The 17220-nt window shown below is 54.5% G+C and carries 15 protein-coding genes; 12 read left to right on the top strand and 3 right to left on the bottom strand.

Annotated features, from left to right (window positions below; all coding sequences use genetic code 11):
- Nucleotides 1-52 precede the first annotated feature (52 nt).
- From gltB to queG, 4 genes are all read left to right on the top strand, one after another.
- Nucleotides 53-4594 carry a glutamate synthase large subunit gene (gltB, locus tag ABLW18_RS11550; protein WP_347824941.1) on the top strand — a complete coding sequence of 1514 codons (4542 nt, stop codon included), beginning with the start codon at nt 53-55 and terminating at the stop codon, nt 4592-4594.
- Nucleotides 4595-4927: 333 nt separating this feature from the next.
- Nucleotides 4928-5671: a monofunctional biosynthetic peptidoglycan transglycosylase gene (gene mtgA / locus ABLW18_RS11555; protein ID WP_347824942.1), complete on the top strand. Its 744-nt coding sequence runs from the start codon at nt 4928-4930 to the stop codon at nt 5669-5671.
- Between the two features lie 53 nt (nt 5672-5724).
- Complete coding sequence (locus ABLW18_RS11560; RefSeq protein WP_347824943.1) at nt 5725-6390, top strand: glutathione S-transferase family protein; 666 nt, start codon at nt 5725-5727, stop codon at nt 6388-6390.
- Nucleotides 6371-7414 carry a tRNA epoxyqueuosine(34) reductase QueG gene (gene queG, locus ABLW18_RS11565; RefSeq protein ID WP_347824944.1) on the top strand — a complete coding sequence of 348 codons (1044 nt, stop codon included), beginning with the start codon at nt 6371-6373 and terminating at the stop codon, nt 7412-7414. Before ABLW18_RS11560 ends, queG begins: the two co-directional genes overlap by 20 nt.
- Here the strand turns inward: queG and ABLW18_RS11570 are convergent.
- Entirely contained in the window at nt 7411-8223 is an 813-nt protein-coding gene (locus ABLW18_RS11570) for a DUF4198 domain-containing protein (RefSeq protein WP_347824945.1), read from the bottom strand. The two genes, queG and ABLW18_RS11570, sit on opposite strands and share 4 nt — an antisense overlap.
- Here ABLW18_RS11570 and ABLW18_RS11575 point away from each other — a divergent pair.
- Nucleotides 8222-9379, top strand: coding sequence for a HupE/UreJ family protein (locus tag ABLW18_RS11575; protein WP_347824946.1), 1158 nt, complete (start codon nt 8222-8224; stop codon nt 9377-9379). The genes ABLW18_RS11570 and ABLW18_RS11575 overlap by 2 nt on opposite strands.
- Nucleotides 9380-9475: 96 nt before the next feature.
- Here ABLW18_RS11575 and ABLW18_RS11580 read toward each other — a convergent pair whose 3' ends face one another.
- Complete coding sequence (locus tag ABLW18_RS11580; RefSeq protein ID WP_347824947.1) at nt 9476-10345, bottom strand: branched-chain amino acid aminotransferase; 870 nt, start codon at nt 10343-10345, stop codon at nt 9476-9478.
- 162 nt (nt 10346-10507) lie between these two features.
- Here ABLW18_RS11580 and ABLW18_RS11585 point away from each other — a divergent pair, with 162 nt between their 5' ends.
- From ABLW18_RS11585 to dxs, 6 genes are all read left to right on the top strand, one after another.
- Entirely contained in the window at nt 10508-11020 is a 513-nt protein-coding gene (locus ABLW18_RS11585; RefSeq protein ID WP_347824948.1) for a MarR family transcriptional regulator, read from the top strand.
- On the top strand, nt 11017-11730 hold the full coding sequence (locus ABLW18_RS11590) for a response regulator (RefSeq protein WP_347824949.1): 714 nt from the start codon (nt 11017-11019) through the stop codon (nt 11728-11730). Before ABLW18_RS11585 ends, ABLW18_RS11590 begins: the two co-directional genes overlap by 4 nt.
- On the top strand, nt 11727-12656 hold the full coding sequence (locus tag ABLW18_RS11595) for a histone deacetylase family protein (protein ID WP_347824950.1): 930 nt from the start codon (nt 11727-11729) through the stop codon (nt 12654-12656). Before ABLW18_RS11590 ends, ABLW18_RS11595 begins: the two co-directional genes overlap by 4 nt.
- On the top strand, nt 12649-12891 hold the full coding sequence (locus ABLW18_RS11600) for an exodeoxyribonuclease VII small subunit (protein WP_347824951.1): 243 nt from the start codon (nt 12649-12651) through the stop codon (nt 12889-12891). Before ABLW18_RS11595 ends, ABLW18_RS11600 begins: the two co-directional genes overlap by 8 nt.
- 94 nt (nt 12892-12985) lie before the next feature.
- The gene (locus ABLW18_RS11605; protein WP_347824966.1) at nt 12986-13795 is read left to right on the top strand and encodes a farnesyl diphosphate synthase; all 810 of its coding nucleotides are present in this window, start codon (nt 12986-12988) and stop codon (nt 13793-13795) included.
- Nucleotides 13796-13808: 13 nt separating this feature from the next.
- On the top strand, nt 13809-15737 hold the full coding sequence (gene dxs, locus ABLW18_RS11610) for a 1-deoxy-D-xylulose-5-phosphate synthase (RefSeq protein WP_347824952.1): 1929 nt from the start codon (nt 13809-13811) through the stop codon (nt 15735-15737).
- Here the strand turns inward: dxs and ABLW18_RS11615 are convergent.
- The gene (locus tag ABLW18_RS11615; protein ID WP_347824953.1) at nt 15734-16591 is read right to left on the bottom strand and encodes an SDR family oxidoreductase; all 858 of its coding nucleotides are present in this window, start codon (nt 16589-16591) and stop codon (nt 15734-15736) included. The genes dxs and ABLW18_RS11615 overlap by 4 nt on opposite strands.
- A 344-nt stretch (nt 16592-16935) precedes the next feature.
- Here ABLW18_RS11615 and ABLW18_RS11620 point away from each other — a divergent pair, with 344 nt between their 5' ends.
- Nucleotides 16936-17199, top strand: coding sequence for a hypothetical protein (locus ABLW18_RS11620; RefSeq protein ID WP_347824954.1), 264 nt, complete (start codon nt 16936-16938; stop codon nt 17197-17199).
- The last annotated feature ends 21 nt before the right edge of the window (nt 17200-17220 follow it).

Consider the following 17220-nt stretch of genomic DNA (forward strand, 5'->3'; position numbering starts at 1 on the left):
CTGGAGCTTTACGACATTACGATGTCCTGCCTGGGCATTTAAGGAGATGAGCATGACAAAATTTGATGCAAACTGGGTGAAAGCGGAAGAAGCCAAGCGCAAGCATATGGCTGAAAATGGCCTTTACTCTGAGGCGGAAGAGCACGCCAGCTGCGGCGTGGGACTTGTGGTGTCCATCGACGGGACGCCAAGTCGCAAAGTGGTTCAGGCCGGTATCGACGCGCTAAAAGCGGTTTGGCACCGCGGTGCTGTCGATGCAGATGGCAAGACTGGCGACGGGGCTGGCATCCATGTGCAAATCCCTGTGCCATTCTTCTATGACCAAATTGAACGCACTGGTCATACGCCGCGCATGGATGAGCTGATGGCCGTCGGCCAGGTGTTCTTGCCGCGTACTGATTTTGGGGCCCAAGAAACCTGTAGGACGATTGTGGAAACAGAAGTTTTGCGCATGGGGTATTATATCTATGGCTGGCGCCATGTGCCGGTGAATGTCGCCTGTTTGGGTGAAAAGGCCAATGCCACGCGACCTGAAATTGAACAGATCTTGGTGTCCAATTCCAAAGGTGTCGATGAAGAGACGTTTGAGCGCGAGCTTTATGTAATTCGTCGCCGGATTGAAAAAGCTGCACAAGCTGCAGGAATTTATGGTCTTTACCTGGCCAGCCTGTCGTGCCGTTCGATTATCTATAAAGGCATGTTTCTGGCGGAGGATATGTCGGAATTCTATCCTGATTTGAAAGATAAACGATTCGAGTCCGCCTTTGCTTTGTATCACCAGCGCTATTCGACCAATACTTTCCCACAGTGGTGGCTGGCTCAGCCCTTCCGCATGTTGGCCCATAATGGCGAAATCAATACGCTGAAAGGCAACAAAAATTGGATGAAGAGCCATGAGATCCGCATGTCTTCTGATGCTTTTGGAGATACGGCCGAAGATATCAAGCCAGTGATTCCAAGCGGGTCTTCGGATTCGGCGGCGCTGGATGCGGTGTTTGAAATGTTGGTGCGCGCGGGGCGCAATGCGCCGATGGCCAAGACCATGCTGGTGCCGGAAAGCTGGTCAAAGCAAGCGGTGGACCTGCCGAAATCTTGGCGGGATATGTATTCTTACTGCAATTCCGTTATGGAGCCATGGGATGGACCGGCCGCCCTTGCAATGACAGATGGCCGCTGGGTCTGCGCTGGATTGGACCGCAATGGTCTAAGGCCCATGCGCTATTTGGTGACGGGTGATGATTTGCTGATCGCGGGCTCGGAAGCCGGGATGGTCACCGTTGATGAAGCCAATGTGAAAGAAAAAGGCGCGCTGGGCCCAGGCCAGCTTTTGGCGGTCGATATCGTTGAGGGCCGTTTGTATCATGACACTGAAATGAAAGATATGCTGGCCGCCAGCCAAGATTTCAGCGCATGGGTTGGCAAGATCAATGAGCTGGACGACGACCTGGCCAAAGCGGTGGAAAAACCGATGTTTAAGGGCGCAGATTTGCGCCAGCGCCAGATTGCAGCGGGCTACACCATTGAGGAGCTCGAACAAATCTTGGCGCCCATGGCCGAGGATGGCAAAGAGACCTTGGCCTCGATGGGCGATGACACGCCCTCGGCGGTTCTGAGTGAAAAATATCGTCCGCTATCACACTTCTTTCGGCAAAACTTTAGCCAGGTGACCAATCCCCCGATTGATAGCCTGCGCGAATTTCGGGTCATGAGCTTGAAAACACGCTTTGGCAATCTGAAAAATGTGTTGGATGAGAGCAGTGCGCAGACCGAGATTTTGGTTCTAGACTCGCCCTTTGTCGGCAATGTGCAATTCGATCGGTTGTTGGAAAATTTCAACGCGCCGATGGTAGAGATAGATTGTACCTTCCCTACCGATGGCGCTCAGGGGGAATTGCAAAAGGCCCTCAACCGTATTCGGTCAGAAGCCGAAGATGCTGTACGCTCGGGGGCTGGGCATTTGGTTTTGACGGATCAGCATGCTTCAGAAACCTCCGTTGCCATGCCGATGATTTTGGCGACCAGTGCGGTGCATTCATGGTTGACCCGTAAGGGGCTCCGCACCTTCACCTCGCTCAATGTACGGTCTGCAGAGTGTATTGACCCGCATTATTTTGCCGTATTGATTGGCTGTGGTGCGACGGTCGTGAATGCCTATTTGGCCGAAGACAGCCTGGCCGATCGCATTGATCGCGGCCTGCTTGAGTGTTCTTTGACTGAGGCTGTGGCGCGATATCGCTCGGCAATTGATCAGGGTCTGTTGAAAATCATGGCGAAGATGGGGATCTCGGTAATTTCCTCTTACCGGGGCGGTCTGAACTTTGAGGCTGTTGGCCTGTCGCGTGCCATGTGCGCTGAGTATTTTCCCGGAATGACATCGCGAATTTCCGGTATTGGTGTGGTGGGCATTCAGCGCAAAGCAGAGTCTATTCACGCATCAGCCTATACTGCGGCCTCAGATGTTCTGCCAATTGGCGGATTTTACAAGGCGCGCCGCTCAGGCGAAAAACATGCGTGGGAAGCGCAAACCATGCATTTGCTGCAATCGGCCTGTGACCGCGGCAGCTTTGAGATGTGGAAAAATTATTCAGCTAAATTGCAAGCCAACCCGCCGATCCACCTGCGGGATCTGCTGGCAATTAAACCCTTGGGGGCAGCAATTTCTGTGGATGAGGTGGAAAGCATCACCTCAATCCGCAAGCGGTTTGTTACTCCTGGCATGTCCCTTGGTGCTCTGAGCCCAGAGGCTCATAAGACACTCAATGTGGCAATGAACCGGATCGGCGCCAAGTCTGACAGTGGTGAGGGTGGAGAAGATCCTGCGCATTTCCTGCCGGAACCCAATGGGGATAATCCTTCTGCGAAGATCAAACAGGTGGCTTCAGGCCGCTTTGGGGTCACGGCAGAATATCTCAACCATTGCGAAGAATTGGAAATTAAAGTGGCGCAGGGCGCCAAGCCCGGCGAGGGTGGACAACTGCCTGGGATGAAGGTTACGGATCTTATTGCGCGTTTGCGTCATTCGACCAAAGGTGTGACTTTGATCAGCCCACCGCCCCATCACGATATCTATTCCATCGAAGATTTGGCGCAGCTGATTTATGATCTCAAGCAAATCAACCCGCGCTGTAAGGTGACTGTGAAATTGGTGGCCGCCTCTGGGGTCGGCACCATTGCCGCCGGTGTGGCGAAGGCTGAGGCCGATGTGATTTTGATCTCTGGCCATAATGGCGGCACCGGCGCTTCTCCGGCGACATCGATCAAATTTGCGGGGCTGCCTTGGGAAATGGGTCTGACTGAGGCACATCAGGTTTTGGCGATGAACAACCTGCGCGAGCGGGTGACATTGCGCACCGATGGCGGTTTGCGCACGGGCCGCGACATAGTGATGGCGGCGATGATGGGTGCGGAAGAATATGGCATCGGTACAGCCGCTCTGATCGCGATGGGCTGCATCATGGTGCGGCAATGCCAATCCAATACCTGCCCTGTGGGGGTTTGCACGCAAGATGAAGCTCTGCGGGACAAGTTTACCGGGTCGGCCGATAAAGTTGTCAATTTGATCACCTTCTACGCGCAAGAAGTGCGTGAGATTTTGGCCAGCATTGGCGCGCGTTCAATGGACGAGGTGATTGGCCGTGCTGATTTGCTCAGCCAAGTGTCGCGCGGATCTGCGCATTTGGACGATTTGGATCTTAATCCGCTATTGATTACGGTCGATGGTGCCGATCAGATTACCTATGATCGCCATAAGCCGCGCAACGCTGTACCAGATACATTGGATGCGCAGATCGTCACAGACGCGGCGCGCTTCTTGCAAGATGGTGAGAAGATGCAACTGCAATATGCGGTGCAAAACACCTCCCGTTCGATTGGCACAAGGGTGTCTAGCCATATTGTGACCAAATTTGGCATGCGCAACAATCTGCAATCCGATCACTTGACGATTAAGTTGCAAGGCTCGGCCGGGCAGGCCCTTGGCGCTTTTGCGGCACCGGGCTTGAAGTTAGAAGTGGCCGGAGAGGCCAATGACTATGTGGGCAAAGGTCTGTCGGGCGGTGTGATCGTTGTGCGGCCTGCACAGATCAGCCCTTTGATAGCCTCGGACAATACAATTATCGGCAACACCGTGCTATATGGCGCGACCGATGGTTTGCTCTTCGCTTCTGGCTGCGCCGGTGAACGTTTTGCGGTGCGCAACTCGGGCGCAAAAACCGTGATTGAAGGCTGTGGCTCAAATGGCTGTGAATATATGACCGGCGGTGTTGCTGTGGTTCTAGGCTCCATTGGGGCCAACTTTGGCGCAGGGATGACGGGTGGCATGGCCTATCTTTATGATCCGACCGGAGCAACGGCTCCAATGATGAATATGGAAACTCTGGTGACTTGCCCGGTCTCGGTTGCCCATTGGCAGGAGGAGCTGAAGGTGCTGATCGCCCGCCATGTCGAGGAGACCAATTCGGTCAAAGGCGCGGATATTTTGCAGCATTGGGATGAGGAAAAGCACAACTTTGTGCAGGTCTGCCCAAAAGAAATGTTGGTGCATTTGCCCGCGCCTTTGCAAGATGGTCAATCCCAATCGGTACCGGCAGAATAGCCCGGGCTGCGATTGCGTCATAAGACTTGGTATCGAAATGGTTTGCCCGGCGGTAGTGCCGGAAGGACGCTCTTTTTTGCTGGTAAGAATGTGCCAAGACTCATATCGCGACTATTTACGAAATATTTGATTAGTTTGCAGCATTATGTTTCGCAAACTTTTTAACAAAGAAGCGCGGCTAGAGATCGGGGAGTTCATAACATCCGGCACTTCTGGGCGGGTCTCGCATAAGGTGCAGTCGTCTTTGACCCGCCACATGGCACGCCCGCCGGTAGCTCTTGGCTTGAACTCTGATACGTTGACGAAATGCTTCTGATATGATGTGGCATATATATGACTGAGCCAAGTGAGGATCCTCTTGATCGCGCCGATGACACCCCCCAGTGGTGGCCTGGGCGCTTGGGGCCTATGCTGCAAGGCCTGCGCCGGGTCCTGCTTTGGAGTTTGCTGGCAGTTGCGCTGGTCTTTCTTGCTTGGGGGTTGATCTACCGATGGGTCAACCCTCCGATCACTTTTTACATGATGCAAGAGCGCGCGCGACTTGGTGAGATACAATATCAATGGGTCGATATTGAGCAGGTGGCTCCGATGTTGCGCCGCGCGGTGGTGGCAGCCGAAGATGCCAATTTCTGCACCCATTGGGGGATTGATAGCGCAGCGGTGCGTCAAGCGCTGCGCGAGGGGGCGTTGCGCGGCGGTTCGACTATTAGCCAGCAAACTGTCAAGAATGCTTTTCTCTGGCCTGGACGAAACTGGCTGCGCAAAGCGGTGGAAGCGCTGTTGACCCCCTATATCGAAATGGTCTGGAGCAAACGGCGCCTATTGGAAATTTATCTCAACATTGCCGAGTTTGACACGGGGGTGTTTGGTATTGAGGCGGGAGCCTGGCATCATTTTGGGGTTGCGGCCAAAGATTTGAACCGCGTTCAAGCCGGTCGCCTTGCGGTTGTTCTGCCCGATCCCAAAGGCCGCAGCGCAATTCGTCCGAACAAAGACACCAGGAAACGCGCGGCATCGGTGATTGCGGGGGCTGATATGATCCGAAAGGATGGGCGTGCGGAGTGTTTTGAGGATTGATTGCGCCGACAAAGCGGGGGTAAGACAGAGTGACCCGAGTAAAGTGAAGCCCAATGAATATCTTATATCACGTTCCCCTATCTCCGTTCTGCCGCAAAGTGCGCCTGAGCCTGGCAGAAAAGAAAATCGAAGTGCAACTGGTTGAAGAGCGCTATTGGGAAGGGGATGCGGATTTTCTGCGCCGCAATCCAGCTGGCAAAGTCCCGGTGCTTAAAATGGGCGGGGAGATTTATTCGGAGTCTTCCGCCATCTGCGAATATCTTGAGGAATGTTTTCCAGAGCCGCGCTTGTTGCCCCGAGATGCGCAAGCCCGCTGTGAGGTGCGCCGTTTGGTCTGCTGGTTTGACGATAAGTTTCACCATGAGGTGACCGCAAATCTATTATATGAGCGGGTTAATCGAAAAATACATGGATCAGGTTATCCGGTCGCTGCCAATGTGAAGGCGGGGGCCAAGGCCATAAAATTTCATCTCGATTATATGACGTGGCTCTTGGACAATCGCCGCTGGCTTGCGGGTGATGAAATGAGCCTTGCTGATTTTGCAGCCGCCGCGCAGCTGTCGGCGTTGGATTACATTTGTGATGTGGATTGGAATAGATCAGCGGCGGTGAAAGATTGGTATGCAATCATGAAGTCGCGCCCGGCTTTCCGGTCGATTCTCGCTGATAATGTGCCGGGGTTTCCACCTCCGCACCATTATGCCAATCTTGACTTCTGATCTGAAATCCCGACTTTTGGCACAGGCTTTGGCCGAGGGCTTTAGCAATGCCAAGATCACCACGCCTGATGCCGTGCCGCAGGTGCCGGCACAGTTGGAGGCGTTTTTGCAGGCGGGCTATCATGGGCAAATGACATGGATGGAGACGCGCAAAGAATGGCGCGCTGCGCCGCAGGCCTTGTGGCCTGCGGCCCGATCTGTGGTGATGCTGGCGGAAAGCTATGGCCCACAAAGCAATCCTTTGGCCAATCTTGATCGGCCTGATATTGGTAATATCAGCGTCTATGCCCAGGGCAAAGACTATCACGATATCGTAAAAAAACGGCTGAAACGCCTGGCCCGCTGGTTGATTGCCGAGGGGGGCGGTGAGGTGAAAGTCTTTGTTGATACGGCCCCGGTTGCGGAAAAGCCCTTGGGGCAGGCCGCTGGCTTGGGATGGCAGGGCAAACATACCAATCTGGTGAGCCGCACAACTGGTAATTGGATGTTTTTGGGCGCGATATTTACCACGCTGGAGTTGGAAGCTGATGCGCCGGAGGTGGATCACTGCGGGTCATGCCGCAAATGCTTGGATATTTGTCCAACGAAGGCATTTATTGCGCCCTATAAAATGGATGCGCGGCGCTGCATTTCCTATCTGACCATTGAACACAAGGGTCCGATTGATCTCGCTCTGCGGCCGGGCCTCGGCAATCATATCTATGGCTGTGATGATTGTTTGGCTGTTTGTCCGTGGAACAAATTTGCCGTTGCAGCCTCGGATGCGCGCTACAGTGCTAAGGGGGATCTAGCCACGCCGCCCCTGCGCGACCTGGTGGTCCTAGATGATGCTGGGTTTCGTGCGAAATTCGCAGGCTCTCCGATTAAAAGGATCGGCCGCGACCGATTTGTCCGCAACGTGCTCTATGCCATCGGAAATTCGGGAGATCCGTCCTATGTGCCGCTGGTGCAACCGTTGATAGCGGATACAGATCCGGCGGTGGCGGAGGCTGCTGGCTGGGCCTTGGCGTGTATCACGCCCTAATTTTTTGGAACGGCAAAGGTGAGATTGGCCCATAGGCTGTGCCAGACGGGATCATCTGCACTGGCAGCTTCGACGGGGCGCAGCGCGACATTGTCGACCATATACTCGTGACCGCTGATGACCGGGAACCGGGCAATTCCAAGAGCATCTGTGCGATAGAGTTGGATCAAAGCCGGCTCTTTCGTGCCGGCACGGCGCGAGAAGACTTCGATCTGCACATCTGCGCGGCGTGTGCCGTTCAAGAACACCTGTACCGCCATGCCCTCTGAGAGTTCGTCGGTATAGGGGTTGGACAGTGCTACGATCTCAATCTCCAGCCCGATCTGCCGATCTTGCCCAGCCCCGTAGCCGACAGAAACCAGAGATTTTGCAAAGCGGCGATAACTCTCGATGAAACCGACATCTGGCAAACCGCGGGCGATATGCGCTTCGGGCAGTCCCTCAAAATCTTTATGTTCGATAAAGTTGATAAATTTTTCAAATTCCCGATAGGTGAGGGTGCTGTCGGTGGTTTCATGCACCAAAACAGCCAGCCCGTTTTCTAACCCGGGATGCTGCATAGCGGGCCGGTCGCCCTCCCGGGCGCTCATCTCAAGGACTGCGCCTGAATGATGCAGCTCATGGCGGGTTGTATAGCGGCTGAGATAGGAATGGCTGCCCCCTTTGAAGTCTTGTCCAACCCGGAAATGCGCCGCGATCGGGCTATTTACTCTAACCTGAAATTCCACTGGAGAAATCCAAAATTCATGCGCATAAATAGGCCCAGAAAAAATAAGAGCGACAAGTAATATTAAGGAGCGCTGAAACATGTTGAGACCTTTCCGGAAAACCCTCCCCACGATTGTGTGGTGTTTCCTATTGATGTCAAGTGCACTTTTGGGGTCTCTCAGTTCGGTCGGGCCGGCCCGTGCTCATGAATTGCGGCCAGCAGTGGCGGAAATTTCTGTTCGGGAAGATAGAATTGAAATCTCTCTCCGCCTCGCCGTTGAAACTCTTCTGGCTGGGATTAATCAGTCTCAAATCGCAGATACTGATGATGCGCCCGAAGCGGAGATTTATGACCGGTTGCGCGCCCTGCCTGATCGCGCATTGGCGCAAATGGTTGAAACCCAATTTGCCAATATTTCTGGCGGGATCACGCTTGAAGGGGCCGGACCATTGAGCTTGATGTCGGTGGAGGTAATCGCTGAGATGGATCTCGAACTGCCCCGCGATACCGTCGTTACAATGTCCGCGGAGCTGCCACCCGGGACGGCTCCGGTCTCTTTTGGGTGGGCTGCGCGAAATGGCGGGCTGGTAGTGCGCCATGGGGAAGGTCCAGAGGCCTACGCGGCCTTTTTGCAGGGTGGAGAGGTCAGCGCTCCGTTGCCGCGGTCTGGTGCTGTCGAGGAAAGCACTGGCGCGGTGTTCCTGCGGTTTGTTGTGGAAGGCTTTGAGCATATTATTCCAAAGGGTCTGGATCATATTCTCTTTGTCTTAGGATTGTTTTTCTTCTCCCTTGCCTGGCGTCCCCTCTTGGCGCAGGTCACGGCCTTTACGCTCGCCCATACGGTCACGCTTGGCCTTGCTACTTTAAGCATTATCACCATTCCGGCAGCGCAGATGTGGTTGGTGGAGGCTTTGATTGCCATCTCCATTGCCTATGTAGCGGTTGAGAATATTTTGCGCCCGAAACTGGGGTGGTGGCGGATCCTTGTGGTCTTTGGGTTTGGCCTTTTGCACGGTCTGGGGTTTGCCTCCGTATTGGGCGATCTTGGTTTGGCGCAGGGGCAATTCATTCTGTCGCTGATTGCCTTCAACATCGGTGTCGAGTTTGGCCAATTGTCGGTGATTGCGGCGGCCTTTGTCCTCTTTGCCCTGCCGTTGGGGCGCAGCGCAATGTATCGCCGCGTGGTAGTGATCCCTGGCTCTATTGCCATTGCTTTCGTGGGCCTATGGTGGGCATTTGAGCGCAGTTTTATGTAGAACCGGGGCGGCGGTTCGGCGCAACGTGCTCTGCGGACTTAAAAAAGGCCTCAACCCTAGGGTTGAGGTCATCGTGTTTGACATAGCGCCAAGGGTTTATGTGCGAACGAGTTTTTCGTAGCTTTCGGCGATGTCGCGCGCCAGGGCGCCCACTTCAAATGTATAATCGCCGATGTAACCCACGGGTGTCACTTCCGCCGCGGTGCCGGTCAACCAACATTGTTCAAAGCCTTCAAGCTCCTCGGGCATGATATGGCGTTCGATCACCTTGATGCCGCGCTCTTGCAACATGCTTACGACAGTCTGCCGCGTAATACCATTGAGGAAACAATCGGGTTTCGGCGTGTGCACGTCTCCGTCTTTGACAAAGAACAGGTTGGCGCCGGTAGCTTCGGCCACATAGCCGCGATAATCTAGCATCATCGCATCGGAACAGCCTTTGGCTTCGGCCGCATGTTTGGACATGGTGCAGATCATATAAAGCCCGGCGGCCTTGGCAAAGCATGGAATTGTTTCGGGGCTTGGGCGTTTCCATTTGGCGATATCGAGCTTTGCGCCCTTGAATTTAGCGTCGCCATAATAGGCACCCCATTCCCAAGCGGCCACGGCCATGCGGACTGGGTTGCGCGCTGAGGCAACTCCCATATCGTCACCAGACCCGCGCCAGCAAACTGCGCGGACATATGCATCCTGCAGGCCAGAGGCGCTCAAGACCTCCTCTTTCGCCGTTTCAATCTTGTCCACAGTATATGGGATTGGAATGTCCATATATTCGCCAGATTTCAATAGGCGCTCGGAATGTTCACGAGATTTGAAAATCTTTCCGTTATAGGCGCGCTCACCTTCAAACACAGAGCTGCCGTAATGCAAGCCATGGGTCAGGATGTGAACCTTAGCGTCGCGCCAGTTTACCAATTCGCCATCCATCCAGATGACACCGTCACGGTCGTCATATGCGCCAGCCATGTGTAATTCTCCTTTTGGTCGGCTATATTTTCAATTGTGTCGCATATTACGTCCGTTTCGGACATAATATTGCGCAAAATGTTATAATCGCTAACAATTGATTCTTGGAATGTCAATAACACTGACATATTGTTGATATTGATTTAATCAGAAAGGCATATCATGGCGCAGGGGCAAAATAGATCAGAACATACCCATGGTTTGCTGTTTTTAACGGATGAACAGCTGCGCAAAGGCATTGAGGCCATGTTTTTTGCCTATCGTGGATTTACAGCCGACCCCGATCGCATATTGGCGGAAAAATCCTATGGCCGCGCGCATCACCGGGCGTTGCATTTCATCCAGCGCAGCCCTGGCACAACTGTCAATAATTTACTGTCCACGCTCGGGGTGACCAAGCAAAGCCTTAACCGTGTGCTACGAACCTTGATTGAGGATGGTTTGGTGCTCAATAAAGTGGGCACCGACGACAAGCGCCAACGGCATTTGTCTTTGACCGATGCAGGCAGAGAATTGGAGCAGGCGCTTTCTAATGCCCAACGTGATCGTATGCGCACTGCCTATCGCCAAGCGGGGGCGGAAGCTGTCTATGGCTTTTGCACCGTGCTTGAGGCTATGATGGATCCAGAGTTGAAAAAACATTATGATCAGCTGACCAGCGGAGAGACCGTATGACTCCAGATTCGCATTTGCTTATCGTCGATGATGATGAGCGCATTCGGACATTGTTACAAAAATTTCTTATTAGAAATGGTTTTTTAGTATCTGCGGCCCGTGATTCAGCGCATGCACGGCGGATATTATCTGGTCTTGACTTCGATTTAATCATTTTGGATGTGATGATGCCGGGCGAGGATGGAATCTCTTTGACCAAAGAGGTGCGAAAAAATAGTGACACGCCTATTTTGTTATTGACCGCCAAGGGCGAGACCCAGGATCGAATCTTGGGGCTTGAGGCTGGCGCGGATGACTATCTGGCTAAGCCTTTTGAGCCCAAGGAGCTATTGCTGCGTCTCAATGCAATTTTGCGCAGAGTGCCCGCGCAAGATGAGGCCGCGCCTTTGCCCAAGGTCATGCATCTGGGTCAGGTGCATTATGATGTCGACCGCGGTGAGATGTGGCAGGGTGAGGATCGGTTGCGTTTGACCGCAACGGAGAGCCAGTTGATGCGGATTTTTTCCAGCAAGCCTGGCGTGCCGCTCAGCCGCAGCAATTTGGTTGAACAGCTCGGGCGTGATGGTGGCCAAGCACAAGAGCGCGCAGTCGATGTGCAAATCACAAGGTTGCGGCGGAAAATTGAAAAGGATCCGAAACAGCCGCGCTATTTGCAGACCGTACGCGGTGCGGGATATATGTTGGTTCTGGAACAGAGGTATGCGTTGTGAGCACAAAAATAATCACCCATGATGAGTGCTTGGACCACGTGACGCCGTCTGGTCATCCCGAGCAGGTGGCGCGTCTAGAACATGTATTGAAAGCACTTGCGCCTTTGGGTTTGGAGACCTTAACCGCACCGCTTGCACCCGATAATGATCTGCTGCGATGCCATCCGCAAACTCACATCAACGCTTTGCGCGCCGCGGTCCCGCAAGATGGCTGGAGCCGTTTGGATGCGGACACCCATATGTCCCCTGGCACGCTGACAGCGGCTTTGAGGGCGGCGGGTGGTGCGCTTCGGGCGGTGGATATGGTGATGAGCGGTGAGGCGGCCAACGTTTTCGTCGCCACCCGGCCTCCGGGGCATCACTGCGAGCGTGAAACGCCGATGGGCTTTTGTTTTTTTGGCAATGTGGCCTTGGCCGCCAAACATGCGCTGGTCCATCACGAGCTGTCGCGCGTTGCGATCGTGGATTTCGACGTGCACCATGGCAATGGCACGCAGGACTTGGTGGAAGGGGATGGTCGCATTTTTTTCGCCAGCACTCATCAGATGCCCCTCTATCCTGGGACAGGTCATGCCCATGAGACGGGCGGCTATGGCAATGTGCTGAATTGCCCCTTGCCGGATGGGGCGGGCAGCGCGGCGTTTCGCAAGGTGATGGAGGCAGAGGTTCTGCCAGCGGTGGAGCGGTTTGCCCCTGAATTATTGTTCATTTCAGCCGGGTTTGATGCCCATGTTGACGATCCGCTGGCGGGGATAAATTTGACGGAAGATGATTTTTCGTGGATCACCCAGCGTCTGTGCGACTTGGCGGCCAAACATTGCAAAGGCCGGGTGGTATCCTGCCTCGAAGGCGGGTACGATCTGGATGCGTTGGCCGCGAGTGCTGCGGCGCATGTGAGTATTTTGAAGGAGCAAACCCATGGCTGATGCACAGATTGCGCAAATGAGTTTTGAAACCGCAATGGCCGAGTTGGAGCAGGTTGTGACGCAATTGGAACGGGGTGATGTGGCTTTAGATGCCTCCATTACCCTTTATGAACGGGGTGCGGCTCTGAAAGCGCATTGCGAAGCCAAGTTGAAATCTGCCGAGGAGAAGGTCGCAGCCATAACCTTGAATGGCGATGGGCAGCCTGCGGGCGTTGCTCCTTTGGACGCGGGTTGAGCCTTTGGGCGCGCCAAGGCCACTTATGCTGTCTGATTTTTCCACTCATCTCAAGGCTGCGGCCGATGCAACGCAGTCCTGTCTTGCAACGGCCATGCGCCCCTTTGGTGATTTGCCGATCGCTCAAGGCATGCGGCATGCGGTGACGGGTGGCAAGGGCCTGCGCGGATTTTTGGTGATTGAGAGCGCCCGGCTCATGGGCGCACCAGAGCAAGAAGCAGTCTATGCTGGCGCGGCGGTGGAAGCTTTGCATGCCTATTCTTTGGTGCATGATGATCTGCCCTGTATGGATGATGATGATCTTCGGCGCGGTCAGCCGACTGTGCACAAAAAATGGGATGAGGCCACTGCGGTATTGGTCGGCGACGCGTTGCAAACCCTGGCCTTTGAGCTGCTGGCCCGGCCTGGTTCGTGCTTGGGTGCACAGCGACAATTGGATCTGATCACAGGGTTAGCAAAGGCCAGCGGGGCCGAGGGCATGGTTCTGGGGCAAGCGCAGGATATGGCGGCCGAGACCTCCGCCGTGCCTTTGACCTTGGGCGAAATTGCACATTTGCAAAACAATAAGACCGGCGCGCTGATTGAATGGTCCGCCACAGCAGGCGCTGTCATGATGAGCGCTGAACCAGCGCTGCTGCGCCGCTATGCGCAGTCTCTGGGTCTAGCCTTTCAAATTGCTGATGACATATTAGATGTAGAAGGCACGATTGATGTGGTGGGCAAAGCCACCGGGAAAGACAGCGCTTCTGGCAAGGCCACCTTTGTCTCCTTATTGGGGCTTGAGGGGGCCAAGCTGCGGGCGCAAGACTTGGTGGATGAAGCCTGTGTGGCATTGGACGATTTTGGTGATCGCGCCAATATTTTAAAAGCGGCGGCACGATTTGTTGTGTCGCGAGATCTATGAAAAGGCAGCGCGCGTGAAACAAACACCTCCCCACACTCCCTTGCTTGATCGGGTCTCCACGCCTGCGGATTTGAAGATCATGAGCGACAAAGAGTTGCGGCTATTGGCAGATGAGCTGCGGGCGGAGACGGTGTCTGCGGTCTCTGACACCGGCGGGCATCTTGGGGCGGGTCTCGGGGTGGTTGAGCTGACTGTTGCGCTGCATGCGGTTTTTGATACGCCAAAAGATCATTTGATTTGGGATGTGTCGCACCAAACCTATCCGCATAAAATCTTGACGGGGCGGCGCGATCGCATTCGAACTCTGCGGCAAAAAGGCGGGCTCAGCGGCTTCACCAAACGCAGTGAAAGCCCCTATGATCCTTTTGGTGCCGCACATTCCTCAACCTCCATTTCGGCGGCACTCGGCTTTGCTGTGGCGCGTGATTTAGGTGGTGCGCCCGAACATGGGATTGGTGATGCCATTGCCGTGATTGGTGACGGGTCCATGAGTGCCGGCATGGCCTTTGAGGCGATGAACAATGCGGGCCATTTGAAAAAACGCATGATTGTCATTCTCAATGACAATGAAATGTCGATTGCTCCGCCTGTTGGCGCCTTGTCGTCTTATCTCAGCCAGCTCTACACCGGCGCGCCCTTCCAAGAGTTTAAGGCGGCAGCCAAAGGGGCGGTGTCGCTTTTGCCTGGTCCATTTCAGGAAGGGGCAAAGCGTGCGCGGGAGATGCTGAAACACATGACCGTTGGCGGCACGATGTTTGAGCAGCTGGGCTTTAGCTATCTCGGCCCCATTGATGGGCATGATCTTGAGCAATTGCTGCCGGTGCTGCGCATGGTGCGCGACCGCGCAACCGGTCCAATGTTGATCCATGTCATCACCCAAAAGGGCAAGGGGTACGGCCCGGCGGAAGCTGCGCGTGATAAAGGTCATGGGGTTGGAAAATTTGACGTGGTGACCGGCACACAGGCCAAATCCATCTCCAATGCACCTTCCTATACATCTGTTTTTGCCAAGTCTTTGCTTGAGCAGGCGCAACAAGATCCAAAAATCTGCGCGGTGACGGCCGCCATGCCTGACGGCACGGGGCTTAATCTCTTTGCCGAACGCTATCCCAGCCGATGTTTTGACGTGGGGATTGCCGAGCAGCACGGGGTGACTTTTGCAGCTGCCCTGGCCGCGGGTGGCATGAAGCCATTTTGCGCCATGTATTCCACCTTTTTGCAGCGCGGCTATGATCAAGTGGTCCATGACGTGGCGATTCAACGCTTGCCCGTGCGTTTCGCGATTGATCGGGCTGGTTTGGTGGGCGCCGATGGGGCGACCCATGCGGGATCCTTTGACATAGCGTTTTTGGCCAATCTGCCTGATTTTGTTGTCATGGCCGCAGCCGATGAAGCGGAGTTGTGTCATATGGTGGCAACAGCTGCGGCCTATGATGAGGGTCCAATCGCCTTTCGGTTTCCGCGTGGCGAGGGCGTTGGCTGTGACCTGCCGCAAAACCCGACACCGCTGGAAATCGGTAAGGGCCGCATGGTGCAAAAGGGCAGTCAAGTCGCGATCTTGTCATTTGGCACCCGCTTGGGCGAAGTACGTATTGCGGTGGAAAATTTGGCGGCTCAAGGGATTGTTCCCACCATTGCCGATGCCCGCTTCGCCAAGCCCTTGGATCGGGAAATGATCCTCGAATTGGCCGCCAATCATGAGGTTTTAATCACCATTGAAGAGGGCGCCATCGGTGGTTTTGGCAGCCATGTGGCCCAGCTTTTGGCAGAGGAGGCGGTGTTTGATCGCGGGCTGAAATATCGCTCCATGGTTTTGCCAGACACATTCATCGATCACGCCAGCCCAGCAGATATGTACCGCGAAGCCAAGCTCTCTGCGCAGGATATTCACGACAAAGTCTTGCAAACGCTCGGCATCGCCTCGCTTAAAGTCCGTGCCTAACGCCTGGTTTGAGAGGTTTCCAATTCCAAAAGGCTTTGCAACCCCTCTTTGTAGCTTGGATATTTTAGGAGAACCCCAAGCTCTGACTTGATCAAATCATTGCGCACGCGCTTGTTCTCCGCATAAAAACTTCGGGCCATGGGGGTCATCTCGGCGGCGTCAAAGTCCACCTCTGGTGGTAGGGGTAGGCCCAAAAGCTCTGCTGCATAGGCCAGCACATCTTGCGGCGGGGCTGGATCATCATCGCATAAATTATAGACCGCTCCCGGGCGTGGTTGCGCGATCGAGGCGGCGACAACTTGGGCGATGTCATCGGCATGAATGCGGCTGAACATTTGCCCCGCTTTGATAATCCTGCGTGCAGTGCCGTTGCGGACTTTGGAAAATGGACCGCGGCCCGGACCGTAAATGCCGGCCAAGCGGAAGATATGCAGAGGCAGGCCTGTGGCTTGCCAAGCAGATTCGGCCGCAACCCGCAATACGCCGCGCCCGGTGCTGGGGGTGAGCGGGGTGGATTCATCCACCCAGGCGCCGTCATGATTGCCATAGACACCCGTGGTTGACAGATATCCCACCCAGTCATACGCATAGGCGCCAAGGTCCAGGCTTGCCAGCAGGGGATCACCCACACCCGGGCTTGGTGCGGCAGAGATCAAAAGATGCGATGCCGCTTTGAGCGCGTCATCCAGATCTGTGCCCGGCCAGATGATTGGTGTGACTCCCTCGGCGCGCATCGCCTCTGCCCTTTCGGCGTTGCGCGTGGTGCCGGTGATGCTCCACCCCAGAGGGAGAAGCAGCGGGGTCAAGGCCCGGGCGGAAAACCCATAGCCGATACAAAGAAGTGTCTTGGTCATAGGGTGGTCATAGGGGCAAAAACTGGCTGCGAGAAGTGGTGATTTTGTCGGGGCGCTGACCCGCGTCCATTCTCACGGGTGACGTTGCGCCAGGGTTTTGATCGTCCCATCGAAATTAAATTTGATGGAGGATGCACTTAATATCTGATTTATATATTTAATGTTATCTATTTCAACGGATGACCCCAACGTCCAAGTGTTGAGGGATGTCTTCGTGATCCAGTTTTACTTGGGTGGAGCATAATCTTAAAATTGATCCGATTTTAGCTGCAACGGGTGATCATTTCTAAACCAATTGATCTTAGGCGAGGAAGTTCCGATCAATCAAAGAAAAGAGAGAGCCTATGACACAGACTTTTAAATGGATTGCCGTCGCCGGTGTGGCGGCAACTGTGACGGCCTGCGCATCGCCCGAGGTGGTGGACACAAAGCAAATGGGCGACACCAAGCTCAGTTGCATGCAATTGGCCGCTGAAATTCATGAAGCTACTGAATTTGAGCGAAAAGCGCAAAAAGAAAAGGGCGTTACTGGTACGAATGTGGCCGCGGCGAAGGAGCGCAAAGAATATTTGGTGGAATTGAGCATGGAAAAAGGCTGCAGCATGTAAGTCGCGGTTCGATGAACCAGG

Source organism: uncultured Planktomarina sp., from assembly GCA_943788425.1.
Taxonomy (GTDB): domain Bacteria; phylum Pseudomonadota; class Alphaproteobacteria; order Rhodobacterales; family Rhodobacteraceae; genus Planktomarina.